The organism is Cognatundibacterium griseum, from assembly GCF_014284195.1.
In the GTDB taxonomy this organism is placed as follows: domain Bacteria; phylum Pseudomonadota; class Gammaproteobacteria; order Burkholderiales; family Burkholderiaceae_D; genus Undibacterium; species Undibacterium griseum.
The window spans coordinates 383,174-408,994 of record NZ_JACOGC010000002.1 but is presented as its reverse complement, the minus strand read 5'-3'; the positions used below and the strand labels follow the sequence as shown (position 1 = coordinate 408,994).

General features: G+C 54.2%; 19 protein-coding genes and 1 tRNA gene. 5 read left to right on the top strand and 15 right to left on the bottom strand.

What is annotated here, in order from left to right; translation table 11 throughout:
* Positions 1 to 64: 64 nt before the first annotated feature.
* From dusA to H8K27_RS06260, 14 genes are all read right to left on the bottom strand, one after another.
* Positions 65 to 1,141 (bottom strand): tRNA dihydrouridine(20/20a) synthase DusA, encoded by a 1,077-nt coding sequence (gene dusA, locus H8K27_RS06325; RefSeq protein WP_186862329.1) that lies wholly within the window; start codon positions 1,139 to 1,141, stop codon positions 65 to 67.
* A 101-nt stretch (positions 1,142 to 1,242) separates the two neighbouring features.
* Positions 1,243 to 5,373, bottom strand: coding sequence for a DEAD/DEAH box helicase (locus H8K27_RS06320; RefSeq protein WP_222610612.1), 4,131 nt, complete (start codon positions 5,371 to 5,373; stop codon positions 1,243 to 1,245).
* Positions 5,374 to 5,460: 87 nt separating this feature from the next.
* Entirely contained in the window at positions 5,461 to 5,787 is a 327-nt protein-coding gene (locus H8K27_RS06315) for a DUF1294 domain-containing protein (protein ID WP_186862328.1), read from the bottom strand.
* Positions 5,788 to 5,910: 123 nt separating this feature from the next.
* A complete protein-coding gene (gene trhP, locus H8K27_RS06310) occupies positions 5,911 to 7,287 on the bottom strand; it encodes a prephenate-dependent tRNA uridine(34) hydroxylase TrhP (RefSeq protein ID WP_186862327.1) in 1,377 nt (458 codons plus the stop codon).
* Positions 7,288 to 7,376: 89 nt separating this feature from the next.
* The gene (locus H8K27_RS06305; RefSeq protein WP_186862326.1) at positions 7,377 to 8,264 is read right to left on the bottom strand and encodes a DMT family transporter; all 888 of its coding nucleotides are present in this window, start codon (positions 8,262 to 8,264) and stop codon (positions 7,377 to 7,379) included.
* Between the two features lie 186 nt (positions 8,265 to 8,450).
* A complete protein-coding gene (typA, locus tag H8K27_RS06300) occupies positions 8,451 to 10,286 on the bottom strand; it encodes a translational GTPase TypA (protein ID WP_186862325.1) in 1,836 nt (611 codons plus the stop codon).
* 161 nt (positions 10,287 to 10,447) lie between these two features.
* Positions 10,448 to 11,374: a tRNA pseudouridine(55) synthase TruB gene (gene truB, locus H8K27_RS06295; RefSeq protein WP_186862324.1), complete on the bottom strand. Its 927-nt coding sequence runs from the start codon at positions 11,372 to 11,374 to the stop codon at positions 10,448 to 10,450.
* A 48-nt stretch (positions 11,375 to 11,422) separates the two neighbouring features.
* Complete coding sequence (rbfA, locus tag H8K27_RS06290) at positions 11,423 to 11,815, bottom strand: 30S ribosome-binding factor RbfA (protein ID WP_186862323.1); 393 nt, start codon at positions 11,813 to 11,815, stop codon at positions 11,423 to 11,425.
* A 56-nt stretch (positions 11,816 to 11,871) separates the two neighbouring features.
* Positions 11,872 to 14,730, bottom strand: a complete 2,859-nt coding sequence (gene infB / locus H8K27_RS06285; RefSeq protein WP_186862322.1) for a translation initiation factor IF-2 — start codon at positions 14,728 to 14,730, stop codon at positions 11,872 to 11,874.
* A gap of 46 nt (positions 14,731 to 14,776) precedes the next feature.
* Positions 14,777 to 16,336 carry a transcription termination factor NusA gene (nusA, locus tag H8K27_RS06280; RefSeq protein WP_186862321.1) on the bottom strand — a complete coding sequence of 520 codons (1,560 nt, stop codon included), beginning with the start codon at positions 16,334 to 16,336 and terminating at the stop codon, positions 14,777 to 14,779.
* A complete protein-coding gene (gene rimP / locus H8K27_RS06275; RefSeq protein ID WP_186862320.1) occupies positions 16,333 to 16,818 on the bottom strand; it encodes a ribosome maturation factor RimP in 486 nt (161 codons plus the stop codon). Before rimP ends, nusA begins: the two co-directional genes overlap by 4 nt.
* Before the next feature lie 216 nt (positions 16,819 to 17,034).
* A complete protein-coding gene (locus tag H8K27_RS06270) occupies positions 17,035 to 18,606 on the bottom strand; it encodes a pseudouridine synthase (protein WP_230419042.1) in 1,572 nt (523 codons plus the stop codon).
* Between the two features lie 21 nt (positions 18,607 to 18,627).
* Complete coding sequence (gene scpB / locus H8K27_RS06265; RefSeq protein WP_186862318.1) at positions 18,628 to 19,383, bottom strand: SMC-Scp complex subunit ScpB; 756 nt, start codon at positions 19,381 to 19,383, stop codon at positions 18,628 to 18,630.
* Between the two features lie 280 nt (positions 19,384 to 19,663).
* A tRNA-Met gene (locus H8K27_RS06260) sits at positions 19,664 to 19,740 on the bottom strand.
* A gap of 138 nt (positions 19,741 to 19,878) precedes the next feature.
* Here H8K27_RS06260 and H8K27_RS06255 point away from each other — a divergent pair.
* Positions 19,879 to 20,448 carry an NUDIX hydrolase gene (locus H8K27_RS06255; RefSeq protein WP_186862317.1) on the top strand — a complete coding sequence of 190 codons (570 nt, stop codon included), beginning with the start codon at positions 19,879 to 19,881 and terminating at the stop codon, positions 20,446 to 20,448.
* Positions 20,449 to 20,610: 162 nt separating this feature from the next.
* On the opposite strand, the gene H8K27_RS06250 is transcribed toward H8K27_RS06255, so the two are convergent.
* Positions 20,611 to 21,813 carry an ammonium transporter gene (locus H8K27_RS06250; protein WP_186862316.1) on the bottom strand — a complete coding sequence of 401 codons (1,203 nt, stop codon included), beginning with the start codon at positions 21,811 to 21,813 and terminating at the stop codon, positions 20,611 to 20,613.
* Positions 21,814 to 21,998: 185 nt separating this feature from the next.
* Here H8K27_RS06250 and aat point away from each other — a divergent pair, with 185 nt between their 5' ends.
* The 4 genes from aat to H8K27_RS06230 all read left to right on the top strand — a co-directional run bounded on the left by aat (position 21,999) and on the right by H8K27_RS06230 (position 25,670).
* Positions 21,999 to 22,715 (top strand): leucyl/phenylalanyl-tRNA--protein transferase, encoded by a 717-nt coding sequence (gene aat / locus H8K27_RS06245; RefSeq protein ID WP_186862315.1) that lies wholly within the window; start codon positions 21,999 to 22,001, stop codon positions 22,713 to 22,715.
* Between the two features lie 15 nt (positions 22,716 to 22,730).
* Positions 22,731 to 23,459, top strand: a complete 729-nt coding sequence (locus H8K27_RS06240; protein ID WP_186862314.1) for an arginyltransferase — start codon at positions 22,731 to 22,733, stop codon at positions 23,457 to 23,459.
* 100 nt (positions 23,460 to 23,559) lie between these two features.
* Complete coding sequence (locus H8K27_RS06235; protein ID WP_186862313.1) at positions 23,560 to 24,609, top strand: quinone-dependent dihydroorotate dehydrogenase; 1,050 nt, start codon at positions 23,560 to 23,562, stop codon at positions 24,607 to 24,609.
* Between the two features lie 17 nt (positions 24,610 to 24,626).
* On the top strand, positions 24,627 to 25,670 hold the full coding sequence (locus H8K27_RS06230) for an aldo/keto reductase (protein WP_186862695.1): 1,044 nt from the start codon (positions 24,627 to 24,629) through the stop codon (positions 25,668 to 25,670).
* The last annotated feature ends 151 nt before the right edge of the window (positions 25,671 to 25,821 follow it).

Here is a 25,821-nt window from a genome sequence, read left to right as displayed (position 1 = left end):
CTTCATCATCGCTCCCTTTGATTCATTGATTGAATTGATTGAACTGGTTGAAAAATTTTCCTGTTTACCGGGCTTCTTCTTGGTTGCGGTCATACGTCGTCACACTTTGCATGCGCTCAAATGCTTCCAGCAAAATTTCCGGCTTACCCTGCGCCAGCTTTTTACTATCTGACAAAGTCTGCCGGAATGCCCGCGCACCAACCAGCCCCATCATCAGCCCCAGCATATGACGGATCACGCTGTTTAAACGCAGGCCTTTGCCATTGTTTCCATACAGCTCCAGCTGGCGATATATATACGGAATCATGCAATGCAGGATTTCTTCCCGCGTTTTGACTGGCGTGGCATCCCCGTAAAACCGCTCGTCAAAAGTCGCCATGAAATACGGATTGTGATACGCCTCGCGCCCGATCATAACACCATCCACATGCTGCAAATGCAAGTCCATTTCCTCTGCCGTTTTGATGCCGCCGTTAAGAATAATTTCCAGCTCCGGAAATTCTTTCTTCAGGCGATAGGCGTAGTCGTACTTCAACGGGGGAATCTCGCGATTCTCACGTGGTGTCAGACCTTTCAAGATTGCATTGCGGGCATGGACGATAAAGGTGCGGCAGCCAGCCTCAGCCACCGTGCCGACAAAATCACGCATGAATTCATAAGAATCGACATCATCAATGCCAATCCGGTGTTTAACGGTGACATCAATCGAGACGACATCTTTCATCGCTTTCACGCAATCCGCCACCAGCTGCGGTTCTGCCATCAGGCAGGCGCCAAAGGCCCCCTTCTGCACCCGCTCAGAAGGACAACCGCAATTCAGATTGATTTCATCATAGCCCCATTGCTCCCCGAGTCTGGCGCCATGCGCCAAATCGGCAGGCTCACTGCCACCAAGCTGCAGGGCAAGCGGATGCTCATCCGGATTGAATTCCAGATGCCGCTGCAAATCACCATGCAGCAGAGAACCGGTAGTGACCATTTCCGTATACAGCCAAGTATGGCGGGTAATATGACGGTGGAACTGACGGCAGTGCCGATCACTCCACTCGAGCATCGGGGCCACAGAGACGCGGCGCGGCGGTAAAATGCGGGGCGCGGTTGCTGTATCCGATGCGGCAACGCAGGGTAAAACGGTATTCATACACAATTTTCAGACATTCAGTAACCCGACATTGTACCCTTACCTGATGTCGCGGTTACAGTCCGCTGCGGCGGCAATCCGGCATGGCTGCAGATATCGGTTCAGACGCCCGTTTTCAGCAGATTCAGCAACGCTGCAGTATCCAGCCGGGCGGCGACATCGCCTTCATCCAACAGGCTGTCTGCAAGATCGCGTTTTTCTGCATGCAATGCCAGGATTTTTTCTTCGATCGTGTTTTGCGTCACCAGCCGGTAGATCGTTACCGGACGCTGCTGCCCCATGCGGTGGGCCCGGTCAGAAGCCTGATCTTCCACAGCAGGATTCCACCAGGGGTCGAGGTGTATCACATAGTCTGCTGCTGTCAGGTTCAGCCCGGTGCCGCCAGCTTTGAGGCTGATGAGGAAAATATCCCCCTCGCCTGCCTGAAAGGCATCGACCCGTTTCTTGCGCTCTGCCGCCGGAATGCTGCCATCCAGATATTGATAAGCAATACCCTGACTATCCAGACTGGCACGCACAATCGCCAGATGATCCACAAACTGGCTGAACACCAGTGCCTTGTGCCGGTTATCCAATAATTCAGTAATAGTGTCGTGCAAGACCGCCAGTTTGCTGCCATGAATCGCTGACTGCCGGAACACGAGTTGCGGGTGGCAGCAGAAGCGGCGCAGCTTCGTAATTTCTGCCAGTACTTTTAAAGATTGTCCCTCCTGCTGGCTCATCGCGGCAATACTGTCCATGGCTTCCTGTCGCAATGCTTCATAGAGATGACGCTCTTCATCGCTGAGCTCCACCTGTAAGGTGATTTCCGTGCGGGGAGGCAGCTCTGTCAGCACCTGCGCCTTGGTACGGCGCAAAATAAATGGCTGGATCAGCTTCTTCAGATGCTGGCGTGCTTGCGAATCGCCACGTTCAATCGGCGTGCTGAACCGTTCGGCAAACCGCTCTCTGGAACCCAGCAGGCCAGGATTAATGAAACGGAATAAATTCCAGAGTTCACCCAGATGATTTTCAACCGGCGTGCCGCTGGCGATCATTTTAAAATCTGCCTGCAGTGCCATGGCTGCCTGACTACGCTTGGTGGCTGCATTTTTGATGACCTGTGCCTCATCGAGTACGATGCTGTGCCAGTGCTGCGCAGCAAACAGCCTGGCATCCGATTGCAGCATGCCGTAACTGACGATCACCAGATCGAATGCCCCCAGCGCCTCCAGAGAGCGCTGGCTCTGATACAGCCTGACGGAGAGTGTCGGCGCAAAACGCAGGGCTTCGGCCTGCCAGTTCATTGCCACCGAGACCGGCGCGACGACCAGTGCCGGTCCGGCCGGGGCACGCTGCAACAGCAACGCCAGCGTCTGCATGGTTTTTCCCAGTCCCATGTCGTCCGCCAGACAAGCGCCAACGCCCCAGTGCGCCAATCGGGACAGCCACTGATAGCCGGCCAGCTGATAATCACGCAATTCCGCTTGTAAAGTTGAAGGCACTTGCGGATGAAAATTTTCCAGTTCTTCGAGTTTTTGCAACTGCTCGCGCCAGGCAGCATCCGTCTCCAGTTCACCGGCTTCGGCTGCCAGCTCAGCCAGTGCCGGGGCCGCGAGCGCATTCAGGCGCAGTTCGCCCTTCGCCGCCGCTTCGCTCAACACGCGCAATTCTTCCAGCCGTTGCCGGAAACTGTTGGTAAGCGCCAGATAATCATCTTCGCCAATTTTCAAAAAACGGCCGCGTGCGCTGGCTGCCATCTGCAATAATTCGCGCAGCGCCAGCACCCTGCCATCATCCAGAGTCAATCCGCCACCCGCTACAAACCATTCGCCCTGCCGGCGGATACTGAGCCGCAGATCGGTCAGGGAACGACTGCCTTTTAACCGAAACCGTTCTCCCTCCGGCCACACCAGCTCCAGTTCTTCTGCTGGAATCGCTTTGAGTTGCGCGAGCAACTCTAGGCATTGCTCAGGGTGCGGAATCTGCCATTCCCCCGCCTGCTGCTCAGCCTCGCTCAATGCGGGGCACGCCTGCACGATGCGCCGCAGCTGCGTAGTTTCGCGCGCCAGATCGCGGCTGGCCTGTACCGGCTTACCGTCCTGCTCGCCCAACACATGCGCTGCACCTTTTCCCGGCGTCAGCCAGCCTCCCTCCGGCAACGGACGCACCAGAAACTGCAAACGTAAACCTTGCTGTAAAGGCAGTAGATGCGCGTAAAAACAGGTGGCGGCAGGAATCGTCCTGAGGTGGGCACCGAGTTCAGGCAAATCGGAATGAATTGCCAGATGGGGAGCAATAGCGGCGATCACATCGACCAGCTGCCCCTTTGCTGTCGCCGGCACCGTCAGGCCACGACCAAGAATACCGGTGATCTGGCGGATTTCCGGTGTGGCCGCATAAACCAGCACCCGGGTTGGCGTTTCCTTTTGCCAGACCATGCCGGCATCGGCAGCAATATAAGGGGCCAGCTGCAATGTGATCTGATCGCCTTTTTCTTTCAATTGCAGCGCCATTTCACCTTTCAGCACATCGATACGGACGTCGGGCGCATCCGACCAATACACAGCCGGGTGACCGATCAATGCCAGCATGGCTTTGTCCGGATTCAGATCGAATTCGCTGCCGCCGAAATAACTGTCGCCGGATTTGCGCACACAGCCAGCCAATTGCCGGTCCTGCTCAGTCAGATATGGCATGCTGGCAGGCTCTTGCATCAGACGGCGCAAGGCGACCGGCCGCCCTTTGCTCCAGCTGCCTTTTGCGCTGCGCTTCTGCTCTCTTGGCTCCAGTTTGAGTTCGTTGAAATGCATATCCAGCAGCCATGCCAGGCGTAGCTCTTCTTCGTGCTGCGCCTGTTTTTCCTGCCCGGCGGGCTTTAGCTGCGTCAGCGCCGTCAACGCCCGCTTCCAGCTTTCTTCACGCTGCAATGCATGCACCAGCGGCTGAATCTGATGCTGTCTGTGCCAGTCCGGGCAAACTGCATCTGCGTGGAATTGCTGTGCCAGCAGCACATCCAGCTCGGCTGCCACCCAGTGATATCCCATCTCCAGCATCGCCGCCCGCATTTCATGCAGCTTAGGTTGTAAGCGCGGATGCGGCGGCGCATCCTGCCAATATGCGGCAAGCGCCTCAAACAGCACATCAATATCATTCGGGATCCGTACCGCAAAGTGCAATACCGGCAGCATGACTCCCTGCGCCAGATGATTGGTCAGCGTCTGCAATACAAAATAACTGTAGGCATAACGCTGCTTCGCGCCTTCATCCACCTGGGCTTTGGCCAGTTTCAGACTGGCTGCATCGTTCTTCGCCAGCATCGCCACTGTGCAGAATAATCCGAGCAGATCGGGGATAAACGCCTTTCGTCTTCCGCTTGCGGATTTCTGCATCTGCGCGTAGGTCTGCGCCATGCCGACGGCGGCCTGCATTTTGTTTTGTAAAACCGCCAGTGCGATCAGAATCTCCCCCTGCGCCTGAGGTGGCAGCTGACGCTGCATCTGCTCCAGTTGCGCAAAGTCTCCGCGCAGCAGAGCCTGCCATGCCAGCAGACCCATCAGCTGCGGCCAGCTGTTCGACTGCTGCGCAATCTGTCCGCAGGCATAATCGTAAGCCCGGCGGCAATCCAGCAAATCCCAGTTGGCACGGTTAAAAATATCGGTCAGCAGCATGCCCTGATCAATCAGGCGCAGTTGCGCAAACAGGGTAACGCCATCTTCATGGCGAAAAAACTGCATACCGGGAATCAACTGGTGATGCTGGCTGACACTGAAGAATTTTTCACGCCACAGCAAAGCCTCATCGGTTCTGCCGAGCAGTACAGAAAACAGCATTTCGCGCTGGTAAAACTGCGCATCGTAAGATTTCCAGTGCTGGTATTCGCCTTGTTTTTTCAGCAGCTCGCGGATATGGACAATCCATTGGCGCAGTTCACCACTCTGCTGCAGGCGCAGCCACAAAGTCATGCGGAGATCTTCGCGCAACAAATATCCGAGCCCGATTTCCTGTCGTAACAGCTGCCGCTTGCACAGATCCAGCGATAAATCACGGATCAGCCGGACGTCATAAGGATTTCCCATCAGCGTTTTCTGCGAGCGTATCTGCATCAGCTCCAGCATGCGCCCCTGACTCAGCGGCGCATCAAATAACGCAGCGGCGTACAGCAAAGGCAATTCGTCATCAGAAACCGTGGCAAGCAAATCCATAACAGGCAAAGTGAAATTGAAAACATTTCCCACACCGGAACGCGGCATCGCGCAGAATCTGTCCGGGAAATCAGAAAAATGGGTAATCTGGCAGATTACCATACCGGCGACATGTCGTCCCGGGGTCAGCCTGTCTCAGAAAATGCCGGCCAACATGCCGAAATGGTGGCTGCCTGCCATCAGCGCCATCAACAATAGCAATACCAGCATCAGATGCAGAACCAGCATCCAGGCAAAGCGCCGCTGAAAAGATGGCTTGGCTATTTTATGCCGCAGCAGCCGGTGCGCCAGCCATGCGCCCGGCCAGCCGCCCAGCAGACTCAACAGCAGCAAGCGGCGCTCACTGATCCGGTACTGGCGCCGGACAGCAGCGCGTTTATCGATGACATACGCCAGAAAGCAGTATGTGCTGATCACGCCGTACCAGCCCAGGAGCAGCAACCAGCCGGGAAACATCTGCATCAGCGCCTCAATCACTCCAAATATACTCCCCTCCAGTATTTATAAAAACCCATTATTGACGCGGGCATCAGCTCATTTTTATAAAAATTGAGGGGGAGTATGTTTAAAAACAGCGTGACAAACTCAGAGCATACGCGCCAGCAACGCCTTTTCATATTTTGCATCCAGCGGGATGCGAACTTTGTGACCGGCGCCACCGATGATATTCAGTGCCTGATTATCGGTATTACGCATTTCGGCGAGCGTCACGATCTCATTGCCGTTCGGGGAGATGATTTCAATCCGGTCGCCAACGGCAAAGCGGTTTTTGACTTCCACTTCAGCCCAGCCGTCGGCAACGTTCAACACTTGCCCGACGTACTGGCTGCGATGCGCCTGCGATACGCCTTCCATGTAATTCTGATGATCCTGTGTGTGATGGCGCTGGTAGAAACCATCGGTGTAACCACGATTCGCCAAACCGTTTAACTCACCCAGCAATTGCGGGTTAAACGGACGACCAGCTACCGCGTCGTCGATGGCACGGCGATACACTTGCGCAGTGCGCGCCACGTAGTACAGAGATTTGGTGCGGCCTTCCACCTTCAGCGAATCGACGCCGATTTTGGCAAGTCGTTCGACGTGTTCGACCGCACGCAAATCCTTGGAATTCATGATGTAAGTGCCGTGCTCATCTTCCAGAATCGGCATGAACTGACCGGGTTTGCCGCTTTCTTCAATCAGGTACGGGCGGTCGGCCAGCGGATGCCGCGGCATATCGCCCATTGCCGAGAATGACTGGTTCGCCTCTTCCAGCGCTTTATTGAAATCAAACTTGATGGTTTCGACCGGAATGCGCTGCAGGTCGCCGGTTTCATTTTCGGCCGCATTTTCAACCTTGTAATCCCAGCGGCAGGAATTGGTGCAGGTACCCTGATTCGGGTCACGGTGATTGAAATAGCCGGACAACAGACAGCGACCGGAATAGGCGATGCACAAAGCACCATGGACGAAGACTTCGAGTTCCATGTCCGGACATTCCTGACGGATTTCCTCAATTTCATCCAGTGACAGTTCGCGCGACAAAATCACACGGGTCAGACCCATTTTTCTCCAGAATTTCACGTCGGCCCAGTTCACTGCATTGGCCTGTACCGACAGATGTACCGGCACTTCCGGCCATTTTTCGCGCACCATCATGATGAGACCAGGGTCGGCCATGATCAGCGCATCCGGTTTCATGGCGATCACCGGCTCCATATCGCGCAGATAGGTTTTCAGCTTGGCGTTATGCGGAAAAATATTGGAGGCAACAAAAAACAGCTTGCCGCGCGCATGCGCGCCATCTATCCCCTGCTGCAGAACGTCCAGCGTGGAAAATTCATTATTCCGGGCGCGCAGACTGTAGCGTGGCTGGCCGGCATACACTGCATCCGCGCCGAAATCGAACGCAGCATGCATTTTTTCCAGCGATCCGGCTGGTAACAGGAGTTCGGGAGATCGAAGGGAGGAAGTACTCATGGCAAGGCAATCTATAAAGAAAAATGTTCGCGATTCTATAATTTACGAAGAGATACTGCAAATGTTCCGCTGCTGATTTTTGCGCCAGATCAAGAATGGGGGCGCGCTTTCCGCTCCATGCTCAACTCATTGAATATCAAAGAAATTAACACGATAGCGCCGCCCGTCAATGTCGCTCCGCCAGGTACCTCACCCGCGCCCAGCCAGGCCCAGACTGGCGCCAGCAGCACCTCCAGCAAAGACAGCAAGGCGATTTCCGGCGCGCTCAGGCTGGCAGATGCCCTGACCAGCATCGAGCACGGCAACCCCAGCTGAAAAAATCCGAGGATCGCCAGAATCGCCATATCATGCCAGGACGCCTGAAACGGAAATGCAAACGGCAGCATGACCAGAGCGGAAATTGCTCCGCCCACCAGCACCGCCGGAATCAGATCCACCGTATGCGCACGCTTCTTGAGCACAATGGTGTTGATTGAGGAGGCAACCGGTACACCCAGCCCGATCAGCATTCCCAATAACCCGCGACTATCAACCGCAGACAGGCTGCCCGCAAACATCCATCCCATGCCAACTGCTGCAGCAGCAATTGCCCACCAGGTGCGCACTGCAATCCGTTCGCGCAACACCAGCCAGGCGAGAAATGCAGTGAATAAAGGTGACAGACTTTCCATGATCGAGGTATTGGCAACGGTCGTCATCGTCAGCGAGATCATGAAACAGCTGTACATGGTGGCCCACATGCAGCCGGACACAAAACCCAGCCGCCCGAGGAGGCGCAGACGTGGCACAAAAGCACGGCCATACTGCCTGAGCATCACACCGGCGACGAAAACGGCGGCAAAAAAACTGCGCCAGAACGTAATCTCAAAGCCGCGCGCGCTGTCCAGATGACGCGTGAATACCCCGGCGATACTCCATAAACTGGCAGCACAAATCATCCATATCACGGCGTGGCGGTGACTTAATTTATTCGACATAGAAAATCCGGTAGCGCTGTACCTTCTGGCAGAGGCCTGCTCCGAAAGCCAGTACTGAATTCTCCGGAAAATAAACATCCGGCGAAATGAACAACAGAAAAATAAAAAACCCGTTTGACTCCCGCCTGGCGGCAAGAACGAAACGGGTCGTTTTCATGCGCCGCAGCGCATGAATCATGCAGGCGATTACGCTTCGCGGGAAGCTTTCTTACGCTCATGCTCCTTCAGGAAGCGCTTGCGCAGACGGATGCTCTTCGGTGTGACTTCAACCAGTTCGTCGTCCTCAATGAATTCGACTGCGTATTCCAGCGACAATTGAATCGGCGGAACCAGACGCACTGCTTCGTCAGTACCGGAAGCACGCACGTTGGTCAATTGCTTGCCTTTTACCGGGTTCACGACCAGATCGTTGTCACGGGAGTGAATGCCGATGATCATGCCTTCATAGACAGGATCATTGTGGCTGACGAACATACGACCGCGGTCCTGCAGCTTCCAGATTGCATACGCCACCGCTGCGCCGTCTTCCTGGGAAATCAGTACGCCATTACGACGGCCAGCCATTTCACCCTTGCTGTTATCGACGGGTGCATAGTCATCAAACACGTGACTCATCAGACCGGTACCACGAGTCAGGGTCATGAATTCACCCTGGAAGCCGATCAGACCACGCGCAGGAATGCGGTATTCGAGACGTACGCGGCCTTTGCCGTCCGGTTCCATATTTTGCAGATCACCACGGCGGCGACCCAGCTCTTCCATCACGCCGCCCTGGTTGGTTTCTTCCACGTCGACAGTCAGATTTTCATACGGTTCGTGGCGCACGCCGTCAACCATCTTGAATACTACGCGCGGACGGGAAACCGCCAGCTCGAAACCTTCGCGGCGCATGTTTTCAATCAGAATCGTCAGATGCAATTCGCCGCGACCAGATACTTCGTAGCAGGAGTCATCACCTTCAGCCTGCACTACACGCAATGCCATATTGGATTTCAGTTCGCGTTCCAGACGGTCACGGATCTGACGGGTGGTCACAAACTTACCTTCACGGCCGGCCAGCGGCGAGCTGTTGACCATAAAGTTCATGGTCAGTGTCGGCTCGTCGATCTTCAACATCGGCAAAGCCTCTGGCGCATCCGGTGCGCAAATGGTGGAGCCGATGCCGATTTCTTCGATACCGTTGATCAGAACGATATCGCCAGCCTGTGCTTCTTCAACCTGTACGCGGTCCAGACCTTTGAACGTCAGCACCTGGTTGATACGCGCCTTGGTTGGTTTGTCTTCCGGACCGTTCATCCAGACAACATCCTGCAGGCCGCGGACACGACCGCGCAGGATACGACCAACGCCGATCTTACCAACGTAGGAAGAATACTCAAGGGATGTGATCTGCAATTGCAGCGGGCCATTCGGATCATCTTCACGTGCCGGAACGTGCTTCAGAATCGCATCAAACAGCGGCTCCATATTACCTTCGCGGACGGTGTCTTCCAGACCTGCATAGCCCTTGAAGCCGGATGCGTACACGATAGGGAAATCGAGCTGCTCATCCGTTGCACCAAGTTTGTCGAACAATTCAAAAGTAGCATTCACCGCTTTTTGCGGATCAGCGTTTTCGCGGTCAATCTTGTTGACGACAACGATCGGCTTCAGACCCAGTGCCAGGGCTTTACGTGTCACGAAACGCGTTTGCGGCATCGGACCTTCCTGCGCATCGACCAGCAGCAAAACACTGTCCACCATCGACAATACGCGCTCAACTTCACCGCCAAAGTCAGCATGGCCCGGTGTATCAACGATGTTGATATGCGTGCCCTTGTATTCGACTGCGCAGTTTTTGGAGAGAATCGTGATACCGCGTTCTTTTTCGATGTCGTTGGAATCCATCACGCGGGTATCGACCTGCTGGTTTTCACGGAAAGTACCGGACTGGCGCAGCAATTGATCAACCAGCGTGGTTTTGCCGTGATCAACGTGAGCGATAATGGCGATGTTGCGTATAGCGCGTTTTGTATTGGACATGGTAACGTTTGTTTTTGGGGTAAATCGGATAACCTGCGATTATAGCATGCTGCAACGCAAAAGCAGAAAACTCCTATTATTTCAAGGAGTTGCTACGGCTTGATGACGTTCTGCAGCGAAACGTCATCCTGAATTTTTATAGAGGGGACTGCAATAGGCCATCAGAGCGTACTGGCAATCACCCGCTCCGGCGCCAGCAAGCCCGTTTCCTGCATCTGCCCAGTTCCGAGCAGATTATGGTCTGTGCCATATACCCGGACCCTGCCCGCTGCAGGAGCACTGATCCCGAATTTATACAAAGGCAGGCGCTGCCCCTGTAAAAAACGCTGCGTCAGCTCCTGCGTGAGCTGCACCGGCGGGAAGGTGGAAAGCAGGCTGTCAACCGGTGCCAGCAAACTGGCGCGCTCTGCTTCCGGCAATGCTTCCAGCGTTTCCAGCGTACAGGTATGCTGCAAATCCAGATGCGCCACTCCCGTTCTGCGCAAGGCATTCAAATGCGCTCCGCATCCAAGTGCCGCGCCAATATCCTGCCCCAGTACCCGGATGTAAGTTCCTTTACTACAACGCACGTCCAGAGTGAGGTAAGGCGCCTGATAATCCAGCAACTCCAGCGATGCAATGCGCACCTGCCGCGCCTCGCGCTCCAGCGTGATTCCCTGACGGGCATATTCATACAGCGGTTTGCCATCACGCTTCAGCGCAGAATACATCGGCGGAACCTGCTGTATCTCACCCCGGAATTGTGCCAGAACGGCATGAATCTGCTCCAGCGTACAATGCACTGGCTGAGTACTGACTACCTGCCCTTCGGTGTCTCCGGTATCGGTCGTGATACCCAGATGGACGACGGTGGTGTATGTTTTATCAGCTTCCAGCAAATCCTGAGAAAATTTGGTGGCCTCACCAAAGCACAATGGCAACAACCCTGTTGCAAACGGATCAAGCGTTCCCGTATGTCCGGCTTTCATGGCATTCAGCAAACGCTTGGCCTTGATCAGCGCATCATTGCTGGACCAGCCAACCGGCTTATCCAGCAACAGCACTCCGTGCACCGGGACACGGATTTTTTTTACACGTGGAATATTCATCGGCTTCATGCATGCAGTGCATGCTCATGCGGCAGTTGCGCTACCTGGTCAGACAGGTTCTTCGTCGTCTTTCGCACGGGTTGCATTGGCTTCGTCAATCAGTTTCGACATCGCCATACCCCGCATCGTGGATGTATCATGCACAAAGTGCAATTGCGGCAAAGTGTGAATGCGCAGGCGCAAACCCAGCTGAGAACGCAGAAAGCCCGCTGCTTTGGTCAGACCATCCAGTGTTGCCTGAATTGCCTGCATATCATCAGCCAAAGTAGTGAAATACACTTTGGCATGGGCGTAATCAGGCGTGAGCTGGACTTCTGTCAGCGTCACCATACCAACCCGGGGATCTTTCAGTTCGGACCAGATAATCTCGGCCAGATCTTTCTGAATCTGATCTGCTACACGCAAACCGCGACCGGGAATGTTTTTACTATGTTTTGCCATAAATCCTTTTGCCCTCTATAAATCAGAACCCCGGCCATGGCCGGGGTTGGCTTGCATTACAGAGTACGGGCAATTTCCTGAACTTCAAATATTTCAAGGTTGTCGCCAACCTGAATGTCGTTGTAGCCTTTGAGCGATAAGCCGCACTCCATACCGGCGCGCACTTCTTTCGCATCATCTTTGTAGCGCTTGAGCGAATCCAGCTCACCGGTCCAGGTCACGACATTATTACGCAGCAGACGGACAGAAGATGTGCGCTTGACCACGCCATCGGTCACCAGACAGCCGGCAATCGCGCCAACTTTGCTGACCATGAAGACCTGCTTCACTTCAACCATACCGATGATCTGCTCACGCTTCTCTGGTGCCAGCATGCCGGACAAGGCTGCCTTCACTTCATCGACAGCATCATAAATGATGTTGTAGTAACGGATATCCACACCATTTGATTCAGCCAGCTTGCGCGCAGATGCATCCGCACGGGTGTTGAAACCAATAATGACTGCTTTCGAAGCAACCGCCAGATTGACGTCGTTCTCGGAAATACCGCCCACGGCTGCATGCACCACCTGTACGCGCACTTCGCTGGTAGAGAGTTTCTGCAACGACTGCACCAGCGCTTCCTGCGAACCCTGCACATCGGTCTTGACGATGATAGGCAGGTTTTTGACTTCGCCCTCACCCATGTTTTCAAACATGTTTTCGAGTTTGGCAGCTTGCTGCTTGGCCAGTTTGACATCACGGAATTTACCTTGGCGGAACAACGCGATTTCACGCGCCTTGCGTTCATCGGCCATCACCATTACCTCTTCACCGGCAGACGGAACTTCTGTCAGACCTTGAATTTCCACAGGAATAGAAGGACCGGCCTCCGTAATGTTGCTGCCGTTTTCATCCAGCATCGCACGTACACGACCATACGAAGTACCCGCCAGAACAACATCACCACGACGCAATGTACCGGACTGCACCAGAATAGTCGCCACCGTACCGCGACCTTTATCCAGACGCGCCTCAACAACCAGACCTTTCGCCGGCGCATCTTTCGGTGCAGTGAGCTCCAGAATTTCAGCCTGCAGCAGGACGTTTTCCAACAGGGAATCAATACCCTGACCAGTTTTCGCAGAAACAGGAACGAACGGAGAATCACCGCCGTACTCTTCCGGCACAACACTTTCCGCCACCAGCTCTTGCGTCACACGATCAGGATTGGCTGCTGGCTTATCGATTTTATTGATTGCCACGACCAGAGGCACGCCGGCTGCTTTCGCATGCGCAATCGCTTCTTTGGTTTGCGGCATGACACCGTCATCAGCAGCCACCACCAGAATCACAATGTCGGTCGCCTTCGCGCCACGTGCACGCATTGCCGTAAAGGCTTCGTGACCCGGCGTGTCCAGGAAAGTGATCATGCCGCGCGGCGTTTCTACGTGATAGGCGCCGATATGCTGCGTAATTCCGCCCGCTTCACCAGAAGCGACTTTGGCACGGCGGATATAATCGAGCAGCGAAGTCTTACCATGATCAACGTGTCCCATGACTGTAACAACAGGTGCCCGCGGGAAGGACTCATAGTCAGCATGCTCGGCAGTATCCGTCAACAATGCTTCCGGATCATCGAGCTTGGCAGCAAATGCCTTGTGCCCCATTTCCTCCACCAGAATCATCGCCGTTTCCTGATCCAGCACCTGATTGATGGTGCACATCTGCCCCAGCTTCATGAGGTGCTTAATCACTTCCGATGCCTTCACAGACATTTTGTGCGCCAGTTCGGCCACCGTCAGCGTCTCAGGCACATACACATCCTTGACAATCGCCTCTACCGGAACCTGGAAATTGGATTCACGGGCATCGTCGTGATGCGCATTCCGGCGGCCTTTTGGACCACCTTTCCAGCCATCGCGTCCGCCCGATGTATCACCACGTGTTTTCAGGCCGCCACTGCGCTTCTTTGCTGCATCATCCTGCCAGGTTGAGGAGACATTAGCCGATTTAATGGCTTTCTTATCACCAACAACTTTTTTATCATCTTTTTTCTCAGCGGCCGCAGCAGGCTTCTTCTCTGCCAGCTTTTTATCCGCAGGCTTATGCAAAGTTCCTTCCGCCACTTTAGAGGCAGGTGCTGCAGCAGGCGCCGGTGCCGGCTTCGCCGGACGACGGGCTGCATTCATCATCTCTTTGATCTGAGCGACTTCATCTGCAACTGCCTTACGGGCTTTTTCCGTTGCGGCAGCACGCTCTGCCGCTTCCTTCGCATCCTGGGCAGATTTTTTCTTTGCTTCTTCCGCGTCCAGACGCTTCTTATCTTCATCAGACTGAGAAGGTTTAGCTTCGACTGATTTTGCCACCGCTGCAGCCTGTTCAGCCTTCAGTCGCTCTGCTTCCGCCTTTGCTTTGGCAGCCTCAGCTTCAGCTGCCTCACGCATCGCTTGCGCCTGAGCTTCTTTTTCCGCTTCCAGCTTTGCCAGATGCTCCTGCTTTTCACGCAGTTCAGCCTCCTGGCGTGCCATCAGCTCTGCCTCGCGGCGCGCCTCTTCTTCCTGGCGCGCTATTTCAGCTGCATCCACGACTATTGCTGCAGGGCGTCCGGCTGCATCATCCGCCATTGCCTCATCACGTTTGACAAAAGTGCGTTTCTTGCGCACTTCAACCTGAATGGTGCGAGATTTACCCGTAGCATCCGCCTGCTTGATCTCCGTGGTCTCTTTACGAGTCAGAGTGATCTTTTTCTTCTCAGTGTCGACAGAAGATCCGTGGGAACGACGCAGATGTTCCAGCAGCCGGTCTTTATCTTCCTTTGTCAACGAATCTGATGTCGAATTTTTGTTTACACCTGCAGCGCGCAGTTGCGTGAGCAGTAAATCTGCTGACATTTTCAGCTCGGTGGCAAATTGGGCAACGTTGTTACTCGCCATTCAGTCCTCTTTTTCTATGTGCGCGTTATGAATATGAAACCCGTAATTATTCAGCTTCTACGAGTTTCCAGGCTGTGGCTAACAAAGCCTTGGCCTGATCATCATATTTAGCGTCGATGAGTTTCATCTCATCATCGGTCACATCTTCAAATGCTTCTTTAATCAAATGGCGGGAACGTTCGGCTGGTAATGCCAGGATCGCGCCAAATTCGTCGTATGCCAGAGCAGCAAATGCTGCCAGCGTTTTAATACCGGCCAAACCCAGTTTGCCAGCAGTCACGCGTGTCATACCTTCGAGATTGATCAGTTGATCTTCCATGCCTTCCAGTCCTTCTTCGGAAGCAATTGCCTCTGTCAGAAGTGCATCGCGTGCACGGTTACGCAATTCATTTACTGTGTCTTCATCAAATGCTTCAATTTCAAGCATTTCGGTGATAGGCACATAAGCAATTTCTTCCAGGCTGGAGAAACCTTCATCAACGAGGATTTCAGCCACTTCCTGATCGACATCGAGTTTTTCCATGAACAGGGCACGGATACCTGCAGTTTCCTGCTCGGCTTTGCTGGCGGATTCTTCCGCCGTCATGATATTGATCTGCCAGCCAGTCAATTCGGCCGCGAGGCGCACATTCTGACCACTGCGACCAATCGCAATCGCGAGATTTTCCTCATCGACGACTACATCCATGCCATGCTTTTCTTCATCGACCATAATCGATGAGACATTTGCAGGTGCCAAGGCCCCGATCACGAATTGCGCCGGATCTTCAGACCACAACACGATATCCACACGCTCACCACCCAGCTCACCAGTCACAGCCTGTACGCGCGAACCGCGCATACCAACGCAGGTACCGATAGGATCAATCCGTTTGTCATGTGTGTAGACTGCAATTTTTGCACGAATACCAGGGTCGCGGGCAGCAGACTTAATGATCAGGGAGCCCTGCTCAATCTCAGGCACTTCCAGCTCAAACAGTTTCATGATGAATTCCGGCGCAGTGCGGGATAAAATCACCTGCGGCCCGCGGGCATTGCGATCAATCCGAAGAATATAGGCACGCACGCGATCACCAACACGCAGATTCTCTTTCGGAATCATCTGATCGCGGGGCAGACGTGCTTCGATCTTGCCGGATTCGACGATGGCATCACCACGCTCCATGCGTTTGATGGTGCCGGTCACGAGGGAGTCACCACGCGCCAGGAAGTCCGCCAGAATCTGCTCGCGTTCCGCGTCACGGATACGCTGCAAAACCACCTGTTTGGTATCCTGCGCAAAACGGCGGCCAAAATCCATCGACTCAATTTCTTCTTCGATGTAGTCGCCAACCTGAATTTCAGGATCATCCTCGACAGCTTCAAAGTGCAGAATTTCCTGATCCGGCAACTGCAGACCTGCCTCATCCGGAACAACATGCCAGCGACGGAAAGAGCGGAACTCGCCGGTATCCCGGTCAATCTCTACGCGGATATCCACTTCACCGGGAAAACGTTTCTTGGTCGCCTGCGCCAAAGCATGCTCCAGCGCACCGAAAACAACCTCTTCATCGACGTTTTTTTCGCGTGCCAGCACATCCACTAATAACAACAAATCACGACTCATGCTTTGCGACTCCTAAAATCCACTTGCGGCACCAGGCGTGCCTTATCCACATCGGCGAGCGTAAACTCCAGCATGGCCGACCCATCTTTTACTTCAAATTCGAGCTTCAGCGTATCGTTTTCCGGCGCGTGCAAGACACCCTCGAAATTTTTACGGTTTGGTGTTCCTGACATCGGCATACGCAATTTAACGATTACCTTTTCGCCAGTAAAACGCACATAGTCAGCCATTTTTTTCAATGGCCGGTCAAGCCCCGGCGAAGAGACTTCGAGGCGGTTGTAATTAACGTTTTCGACCATCAGCACATGCGACAACTGATGACTGACCTTCTCACAATCCTCGACTGTGATATTGCCCCTCTCCAGATCCGCAGGCAAAAAATCAATGTAAACCCTGAACAAACCGCGTTCGGCCTGCTCAAAGTCGACCAGATCATATCCGGTGCCATTGACGGTCTTTTCAATCAATTCCAACAAAGCCAAACCACTCTCCAATCTCATATTTCACCGCCCGCCACAACCACAAAGATTGCGCACAAGCCTGACAGCAAAACCAAAAAAAAATGGGCACCAAGCCCATCTTTTATCGCATCAATCCTGCAGCCACCAGGAAAATCTGCTAACTACAGGATTATAAACGATTATTTACCCGGTCGCAATGGAAAAGCCGGGAAAAAGGGCAACAATTCAATCCTGAAATTATCCACCGCGAGCACGCCGGCGCGCTGCGATTCCCTGGCCAATAGCCTGCCCGCTGCCACGCACGGTCGCCCCCCGGCGCTGCTGACCGACATCAGGAAAACCGAGCGCCGTTTGCAAAGGATCCGGCTGACGGCTGCGTTTTTTAGCAGCGCCCCCCTGCCCCTGACCATATCCTGCAGACTTATTTCCATTCCCCGCGGCCCGTCCAGCACCAAACTCGGCACGACCACCAGCCATCGGGAAGGAAACTTGCTTCTGGGTAAACGGACTGACAGGCATCGGCGCGCGTCCTTGCGCCGATTTGTTTGCAGACGCCTTGCCACCTTTATCAGCAGCCGCTTTTTCAAGCCCGCTCAACTTCATCAGGCTGCGGACAGCATCTTCATCGAGCTCATCCCAGCGACCACGCCGCAAACTGGCCGGCAGAGTGAGCGCACCATAACGGGTACGGATCAGGCGGGACACAGTCAACCCAACTGCCTCAAACATACGACGGACTTCACGGTTGCGTCCCTCGCCGATTGTCACGCGATACCACTTATTAACCCCCTCACCGCCACCATCCGATATTTTAGAGAATTGCGCCAGACCGTCTTCCAGCTCAACGCCGGCCAGCAAACGCTGTCGCATTCCCTCTTCCAGCTCGCCCAGTGTGCGTACCGCATACTCGCGCTCAATTCCATAGCGCGGATGCATGAGACGGTTTGCCAGATCGCCGGATGTTGTAAACAATAGCAAGCCTTCCGTGTTGTAATCCAGACGACCGACCGCCAGCCACTTACCCACTTTCATATTGGGCAAACTGTCAAACACTGAAGTACGCCCCTCCGGATCATTGGTACTGACGATCTCCCCTGCCGGTTTGTGATAAATCAAAACACGAGGCGGTTTCTTACTGATCTTGCGCTGAATCGGCTTACCGTTAATACGAACCTGGTCGGTCGGCAAAATACGCTGACCGATGTGAGCCGGCTCACCATTAACAGACACCCGTCCGGCAACGATCAGCTCTTCCATATCACGCCGGGAACCCAGCCCGGCTTCAGCCAGCACCTTATGCAATTTAGGCGCATCGTCGTCCGCCGTCAGATCACGGCGCACAGCCTTGTTCGGACGTCCCTTACCCTGAAATTTCGCATCCTCCGGAGCATCGAAGGCATCCGAAGTAACGAAAGAAAATACATCATCAACGACCTGGCCTTCCCGGCGCCCGCCTTTATTCTGCTGAGGACGCTTACTTCCATTGTTGCGCTTTGCATACGGACCCCGTCCACCCCGATCTTGTCCATCTGGAGGCACCACACCCTGAGCAGCATCGCGCTGTGGGTTTTGCTGACGCGGACGCGCCGCCTTCGCCGGACGCCCGACAGCCGCCTCACCTGTCGGTGCTGCAGCGGAAGTCGCAAAATTACCTGACGGAGCTGTACCCGGTTCCGCACCATCCGCCGCCTCCGGCCTTCTGGAGCGGCGCATATTACGCGGACCGCGGACACCACGTTTTACCGGCTTACCGCCATCACCATCGACAGCCACTTTTTTTTGCTCTGTACTTACATCATCAGGATTCATTGGATTCATTCTTCTATTCTATTAAGGCTGCCGATCAGATTCAGCATCCGGATCACTCTCTGACGCAGAGATTTCCGCAGCCAGATGACTTGTTTCTTCCACTACCATTTCTTGCGATACGCCGGCAATCAAGCCCTCATGTTCAGTCTCACTGTCTGCGGAGACATGCACCGGAATGACATCCGTCATCCCGGCGACTTCATTCAATCCCACCAGCTCAGGTCCGCGCTCATCCACATCACCCTTCGTCAATTGCTGCAAGGGAGGCAGCTGATCAAGAGACGCCAGGCCCAGATCACTCAAAAACTGGCGAGTCGTTGCAAACAGCGCAGGCCTGCCGGGAACATCCCTGTGACCGATCGTCTCTATCCACCCCCGGTCTTCAAGGGTTTTAATCATCTGGGAAGCCACAGTCACGCCGCGGATTTCTTCAATATCACCGCGGGTCACCGGCTGACGATATGCGATGATAGCGAGCGTCTCCAGAGTCGCCCTGGAATATCTGGGAGGTTTTTCCGGATTCAGTCGATCAATATAAGCGCGCATTTCCGGCCGGCTCTGAAAACGCCACCCGGTTGATAACCCAACCAGCTCAATTCCCTTGCCAGACCAATCCTGACGAAGCTCTTCCAAAATGACTTTGATAGTATCCGCACCAACCAGCGCGTCTTGATCATCCGCATCCTGGAACAGCTTTTTCATGGTGTGTACCGACAACGGTTCAGTTGCGCACAACAAGGCTGTTTCGAGGACTCGCTTTGCCTCAGCAGTATTCATGCAATAGTAGTTACACGGGTTTAATTGATGTCACAGAGGGAAGAGCCGGGTATGTCCGGCATTTCAGCCCACGCCGTTATGCATATCATTCTGTTGTTCGCCGCATTCTGGCGACAACATCCGCCCGGAAGGCGGGACAAGGCGATTGCGGGCGCAGATTACTGGCCCTGCCTGTCAAATCAGTAGATACCGGATTGTATTCCAGAATATCGGTGACAATCAAAAAAAATTTCCGGACTAATAAAAAAGCCACGTAATAACGTGGCTTTTTTAAAAATCTTGGTTGCGGGGGCAGGATTTGAACCTACGACCTTCGGGTTATGAGCCCGACGAGCTGCCAGACTGCTCCACCCCGCGTCTGAAGAATGAGACTATACACTGTTTTGCTGCCCTGCGCAAATTCTTTCTGTTTCCATAGGAAGGGAAACGCCACCAGCCGCTGATGTTACACTTATCGACTGATCCGATAACCAGCTGATTACCGCCCTGCCCACCATGAAATTCTGCCCCGAATGCGCCGCCCCGGTGATGCTCAAAATTCCTGAAGGCGATACGCGCGAACGCCACGTCTGCACATCATGCGGAACCATTCATTACCACAACCCGAAAATGGTGGTGGGCTCAATACCAGTCTGGGAAACGAACGGTGAAATCAAAGTGCTGCTGTGCCGGCGCGCAATTGAACCGCGCTACGGATACTGGACGCTGCCCGCCGGATTCATGGAAAACAATGAAACCACCTCCGATGCAGCCAAACGGGAAACCGAGGAAGAAGCCGGCGCCCACATTGCCCTGCATGAATTATTCTCCATCCTGAATGTTCCCCACGTTCATCAGGTGCATCTGTTTTACAGGGCAACCCTGCTGGATCTGGATTTTCAGGCCGGAACGGAAAGTCTGGAGGTGCAATTATTCAGTGAACAGGAAATTCCCTGGGATGAGATCGCATTTCCGACCATTAGTCACACGCTGAAATTCTTTTTCGCAGATATCGCCGCAGTCCGTCATGGCGGCCAATTCAACCTGCATGCCCACGACATCATGCACCCCATGCGTCACGGATAAAGCTCGCGCCAGAGCACATGGGAACAACATGCACTGCAAAAAAACGACCGCCAGATATCGCGGTCGTTTTTTATTTTGAAGCCAGTAAAGCAACTACCTCTGACATCTGACCTCGCCCCCCCCTGACATCCATCCGATGCCGGAGACTGCATGGATACGACCTTACCAGCTGGTTTCCCGCTCCGCCGTGGAGGAAATTTTATGAATCGATAAATCGGCTCCCTCAAATTCCTGTTCAGGATCGAGACGGATTCCCACCAGCTTTTTCAGCAAGCCATAAATCACCACACCACCAATAACCGCAATCACGACACCTATTAAAGTGCCAATGAGTTGCGAGGCAAAACTGACACCGCCAACACCGCCCAGGGAACGCAGTCCAAAAATGCCAGCTGCAATGCCTCCCCACGCGCCGCACAAACCATGCAAAGGCCAGACACCCAGCACATCGTCCACCTTCCATTTATTTTGCGTCCAGGTAAACATCTGGACAAAAATAGCGCCTGCCACACCACCCGTCACCAGCGCGCCGAGCGGATGCATCAGGTCCGAGCCGGCGCACACAGCCACCAGTCCTGCCAACGGACCGTTGTAGACAAATCCGGGGTCATTCTTTCCCATCACCAGCGCCACCAGCGTGCCGCCCACCATCGCCATCAGTGAGTTCATTGCCACCAGTCCATTCATTTTGTCCAGCGTCTGCGCACTCATGACATTAAAGCCAAACCAGCCAACCGTCAGCACCCATGCGCCCAGTGCCAGAAAAGGAATACTGGAAGGAGGATGCGCAGCAATGGCACCGTTTTTCATATACCGGCCGCGGCGCGCGCCCAGCAACAATACTGCCGGCAATGCCACCCAGCCCCCAAAAGCATGCACCACCACCGAACCGGCGAAATCATGGAATTCTTCAGAAAATGCCGACTTCAACCAAGCCTGCATACCAAAATGCTGATTCCAGGCCATACCCTCAAACAAGGGATACACCAGACCAACCAGCAAAGCTGTCGCGATCATCTGGGGGTAAAACTTTGCACGCTCCGCAATACCGCCGGAAATAATTGCAGGAATCGCCGCCGCGAAAGTCAGCAGAAAAAAGAATTTGACCAGCTCAAAACCATTTCTGGCCGCCAGCACTTCGGCACCGGAATAAAACTGCACGCCATACGCCACCCAGTAGCCGACAAAAAAGTAAGCAATCGTGGAAACGGCAAAATCGACTAAAATCTTGACCAGTGCATTCACCTGATTTTTCTTGCGGACTGTACCGAGCTCCAGAAAAGCAAATCCGGCATGCATTGCCAGAATCATGATGGCGCCCAGCAAGATGAACAATGCATCCGCGCCACTGTTTTGAACACTCATGACTATTTTCTCCCAATAAAAGTGCAAATCACATCGACAATGCACCAATCAAGCAAAAACCATTCCAATATAGTGCAAACCGGTAAGGCATTGATTTATTGCATGATTTTAAAATCAGAATATGCACTATTTTCGGACAATGCACCAAAAAAGCTCACCTTTTTAGCGCAAACTGGGAGTGCGTCTTGATTCCGTGGCTGGAAGCCGACACACCGTTCCCCGATGTGTCGCAGGCATTAAACGCCGCGCAAGGTGCGGCGGGATTGCTGGCGGCGGGAGCAGATCTGTCTCCCGAACGTCTGCTGATGGCTTATCGGCAAGGAATTTTTCCCTGGTTTTCAGAAGGTCAGCCAATACTCTGGTGGTCCACCGACCCACGTATGGTACTCAATACCCGGGAATTCAAAATCTCTCTCAGCCTGCGAAAGCATCTGCGTCAAATCAGCAATGACCCGCGCTGGCAGATCCGGTTTGATACGGCTTTCGAACGAGTGATGCGCGCCTGCGCTGCGCCACGCAGGGATGGTGGAGGAACCTGGATTTCGGAAGAAATTATTGCAGGATACTGCGGACTGCACCGTATGGGACATGCACACTCCAGCGAAGTCTGGTTCGACGGTGACCTTGTCGGCGGGGCGTACGGCGTGGCAATTGGCCGCATGTTTTATGGCGAATCCATGTTTACCCGGGTCAGTAACGCTTCCAAGGTCGCTCTGGCGCATCTGGTATTTTTCTTGCGTGAGCAACAGGTGGAAATGATAGACTGCCAGCAAGAGACTTCGCATCTGGCGTCACTGGGAGCACATCCGGTTTCCCGTACTGAATTTATACGCCACTTGCGGCTTGCCACACAGATGCCGGCCATCACCGGCTGGCATCCGCTGACTAACCCTGACTTCTGATTGCATGATTCACTCGTGACGCAGCTTAATGACCTTCCTTTTGCCAGCGTGCAGTTTTACGCGACAGCGCCATATCCGTGCAGTTATCTGGATGGTCTGCAGGCGCGCTCCCAGGTTGCCACGCCAGCGCATCTGATTAATGCAGATACGTATTCCGAACTGGTCAAAAGCGGTTTCCGGCGCAGCGGCATTTTCATTTACCGGCCACACTGTGACAGCTGTCGCGCCTGCACGCCGGTCCGCGTGCGGGTTGCTGAATTTCTGCCGAACCGCAGTCAGCGCCGCGCTTTCAGAAAGCATGACGACCTGACAGCGCGCGTGATTCCGCTGGCCTATTCCCATGAGCACTATGAGCTGTATCAACGCTATCAGGCGCACCGGCACGCCGGTGGCGGCATGGATAACGACAGCCGGGAGCAGTATGCCCAATTCCTGCTGCAGAGCCGGGTGAACACCCGGCTGGTGGAGTTCCGCGATGCGCATCTGGCGCTCAGAATGGTCAGCATCATTGACATCCTGACCGATGGCCTGTCATCGGTTTACACCTATTTCGATCCGGATGACGTCACAGCATCTTACGGCACCTATAATGTGCTGTGGCAGATACAACAGACCGCCGCGCTGAATCTGCCCTACCTGTATCTGGGCTACTGGATTGCCGCAAGCCCTAAAATGGCCTATAAAACCAACTTTAAACCGCTGGATGCACTCATGCATGGTCAATGGCAGGCACTGACATCCTGATGGAGCATTAAATATACTCCCCCCCAGTATATAAAAAGCCCCTTGATTTACCTGAACGATCAACGTTTTTTCTTCTATACCCCCTATTTTTACGTTTACCATGACTGATAAATTACTTTATTCACTGGCCCGTCCGCTGCTGTTTTCGATGGAGCCAGAAAAAGCGCACCACTTCGCCCTGCCAGCTTTACAACGTATTGCCAAAATGGGTCTGGGCGGCCTATGCAGCAAGCCTGCGGATGATGTGCGGACAGTCATGGGCATCGCCTTCCCCAACCCGGTCGGACTGGCTGCAGGACTGGATAAAGACGGGGCGTATATCGACGGTCTGGCGACGCTCGGTTTCGGCTCGATCGAAATCGGTACCGTCACACCACGCGCCCAACCCGGCAATCCGCAGCCGCGCATGTTCCGCCTGCCCAAAGCAGATGCCATCATCAACCGGATGGGTTTCAATAATGGCGGAGTGGATGCGTTTGTGCGCAATGTGCAATCCTCCCGCTTTTATCAGGACAAACAAGGGGTATTAGGACTGAACATCGGTAAAAATGCCGATACGCCGATCGAGCGGGCAGCAGACGATTACCTGCATTGTCTGGAAAAAGTGTATCCGTATGCCAGCTATGTCACGGTCAATATTTCTTCTCCGAATACAAAGAACCTGCGCCAGCTGCAAGGCGCCAGCGAACTGGATGCTCTGCTGGCGCAACTGAAAGAGGCGCAGCAAAGGCTGGCAGACCAGCACCGCCGCTATGTTCCGGTGGCGCTCAAAATTGCCCCCGACATCGATGCCGAGCAAATCAAAACGATTGCCGATGCGCTGCTGCGGCACAAAATAGATGGCGTGATTGCCACCAACACCACCATCACCCGCGATGCGGTGCAGGGGCTGCCCCATGCGGAAGAAGCCGGCGGTCTCTCCGGTAAACCTGTATTTGAATTATCGAACCGGGTCATTCGCGCGCTGAAGGCGGAAGTCGGCGATGCGTTGCCGATTATCGGCGTTGGCGGCATCTTCTCCGGGGCAGATGCCGTCACCAAGGTGCAGGCAGGCGCCTCATTGGTGCAACTGTATTCCGGTCTGATTTATCAAGGCCCCGGCCTGGTCAGGGAATGCGGTAACGCTCTGCATAATGTCCGGCCTTACTAGGAGCCAGCCTGATGAAAATCGCCACCACCACACTCGGTAACAGCGGCCTGCAGGTATCGAAAATCTGCCTCGGCACCATGACCTTCGGCGAACAGAATTCCGAAGCCGAGGCACATCAGCAACTCGACTACGCGTTCAGCCGTGGCATTAACTTTATCGACACTGCCGAAATGTATCCCGTCATGCCGCGGGCGGAAACACAGGGACGGACGGAAGCGTATATCGGCAGCTGGCTGCGTCATTCAGGGCAGCGTCAGAACGTGGTACTGGCCAGCAAAGTTGCCGGGCCGTCACGCGGCATGCACTGGATCCGCGGCGGCGACAATGATCTGAATGAAAAAAATATCCGTGCGGCGCTCGACGCCAGCCTGCAACGACTGCAAACGGATTACATCGATCTATACCAGCTGCACTGGCCAAGCCGGAACGTGCCGGTTTTTGGGCAAACCCGTTTCGACCCCGCGCTGGAGCGTCCGTATACGGCGATTGCCGAAACGCTGGAAGTGCTGCAGGCGCTGGTGAAAGAAGGAAAAATACGCGCTTTCGGCGTTTCGAACGAGAGCTCCTGGGGCGTCAGCGAATTTGCGCATCAGGCATCCCGCCTGCAGGCGCCACGCATCGCATCGATCCAGAATCCCTATCACCTGATGAACCGCGCATTTGAACAGGGACTCGATGAAACCTGCTACCGTGAACAGGTCAGCCTGCTCGCCTACAGCCCGCTGGCATTTGGCCAGCTGAGCGGCAAATACGCCGATGACCCTGCTGCGCAGGGTCGCCTGACGATTTTCCCGCCGACCTGGAGTCCACGCTATACCCGCCCTGCCGTACTCGACATCAGCCGCCGCTATGCAGCACTGGCGCGACGATATGGACTGACACCGGCCCAGATGGCGCTGGCGTGGTGCTATTCGCGCTGGTTTGTCGCCAGCACAATCATCGGCGCCACCAACCTGACGCAATTGCAGGAAAATATCGATACCTGGAACATGACGTTAAACGAGGACATCCTGCGGGAAATCGAACTGATCCATGCGGAACATCCCAACCCGGCGCAGTAAATTTCACCGACACCGGTAATCCGGTGACGCCTTCAAAATTTCAAAAAATATCCTCACAAAAAACAACATACGCCTGTAATTTCAATATTAATAAAAACATAAATATTGCAATAAATATTAGAATAATATCTCTTTCTGAAAGGAGAACTCC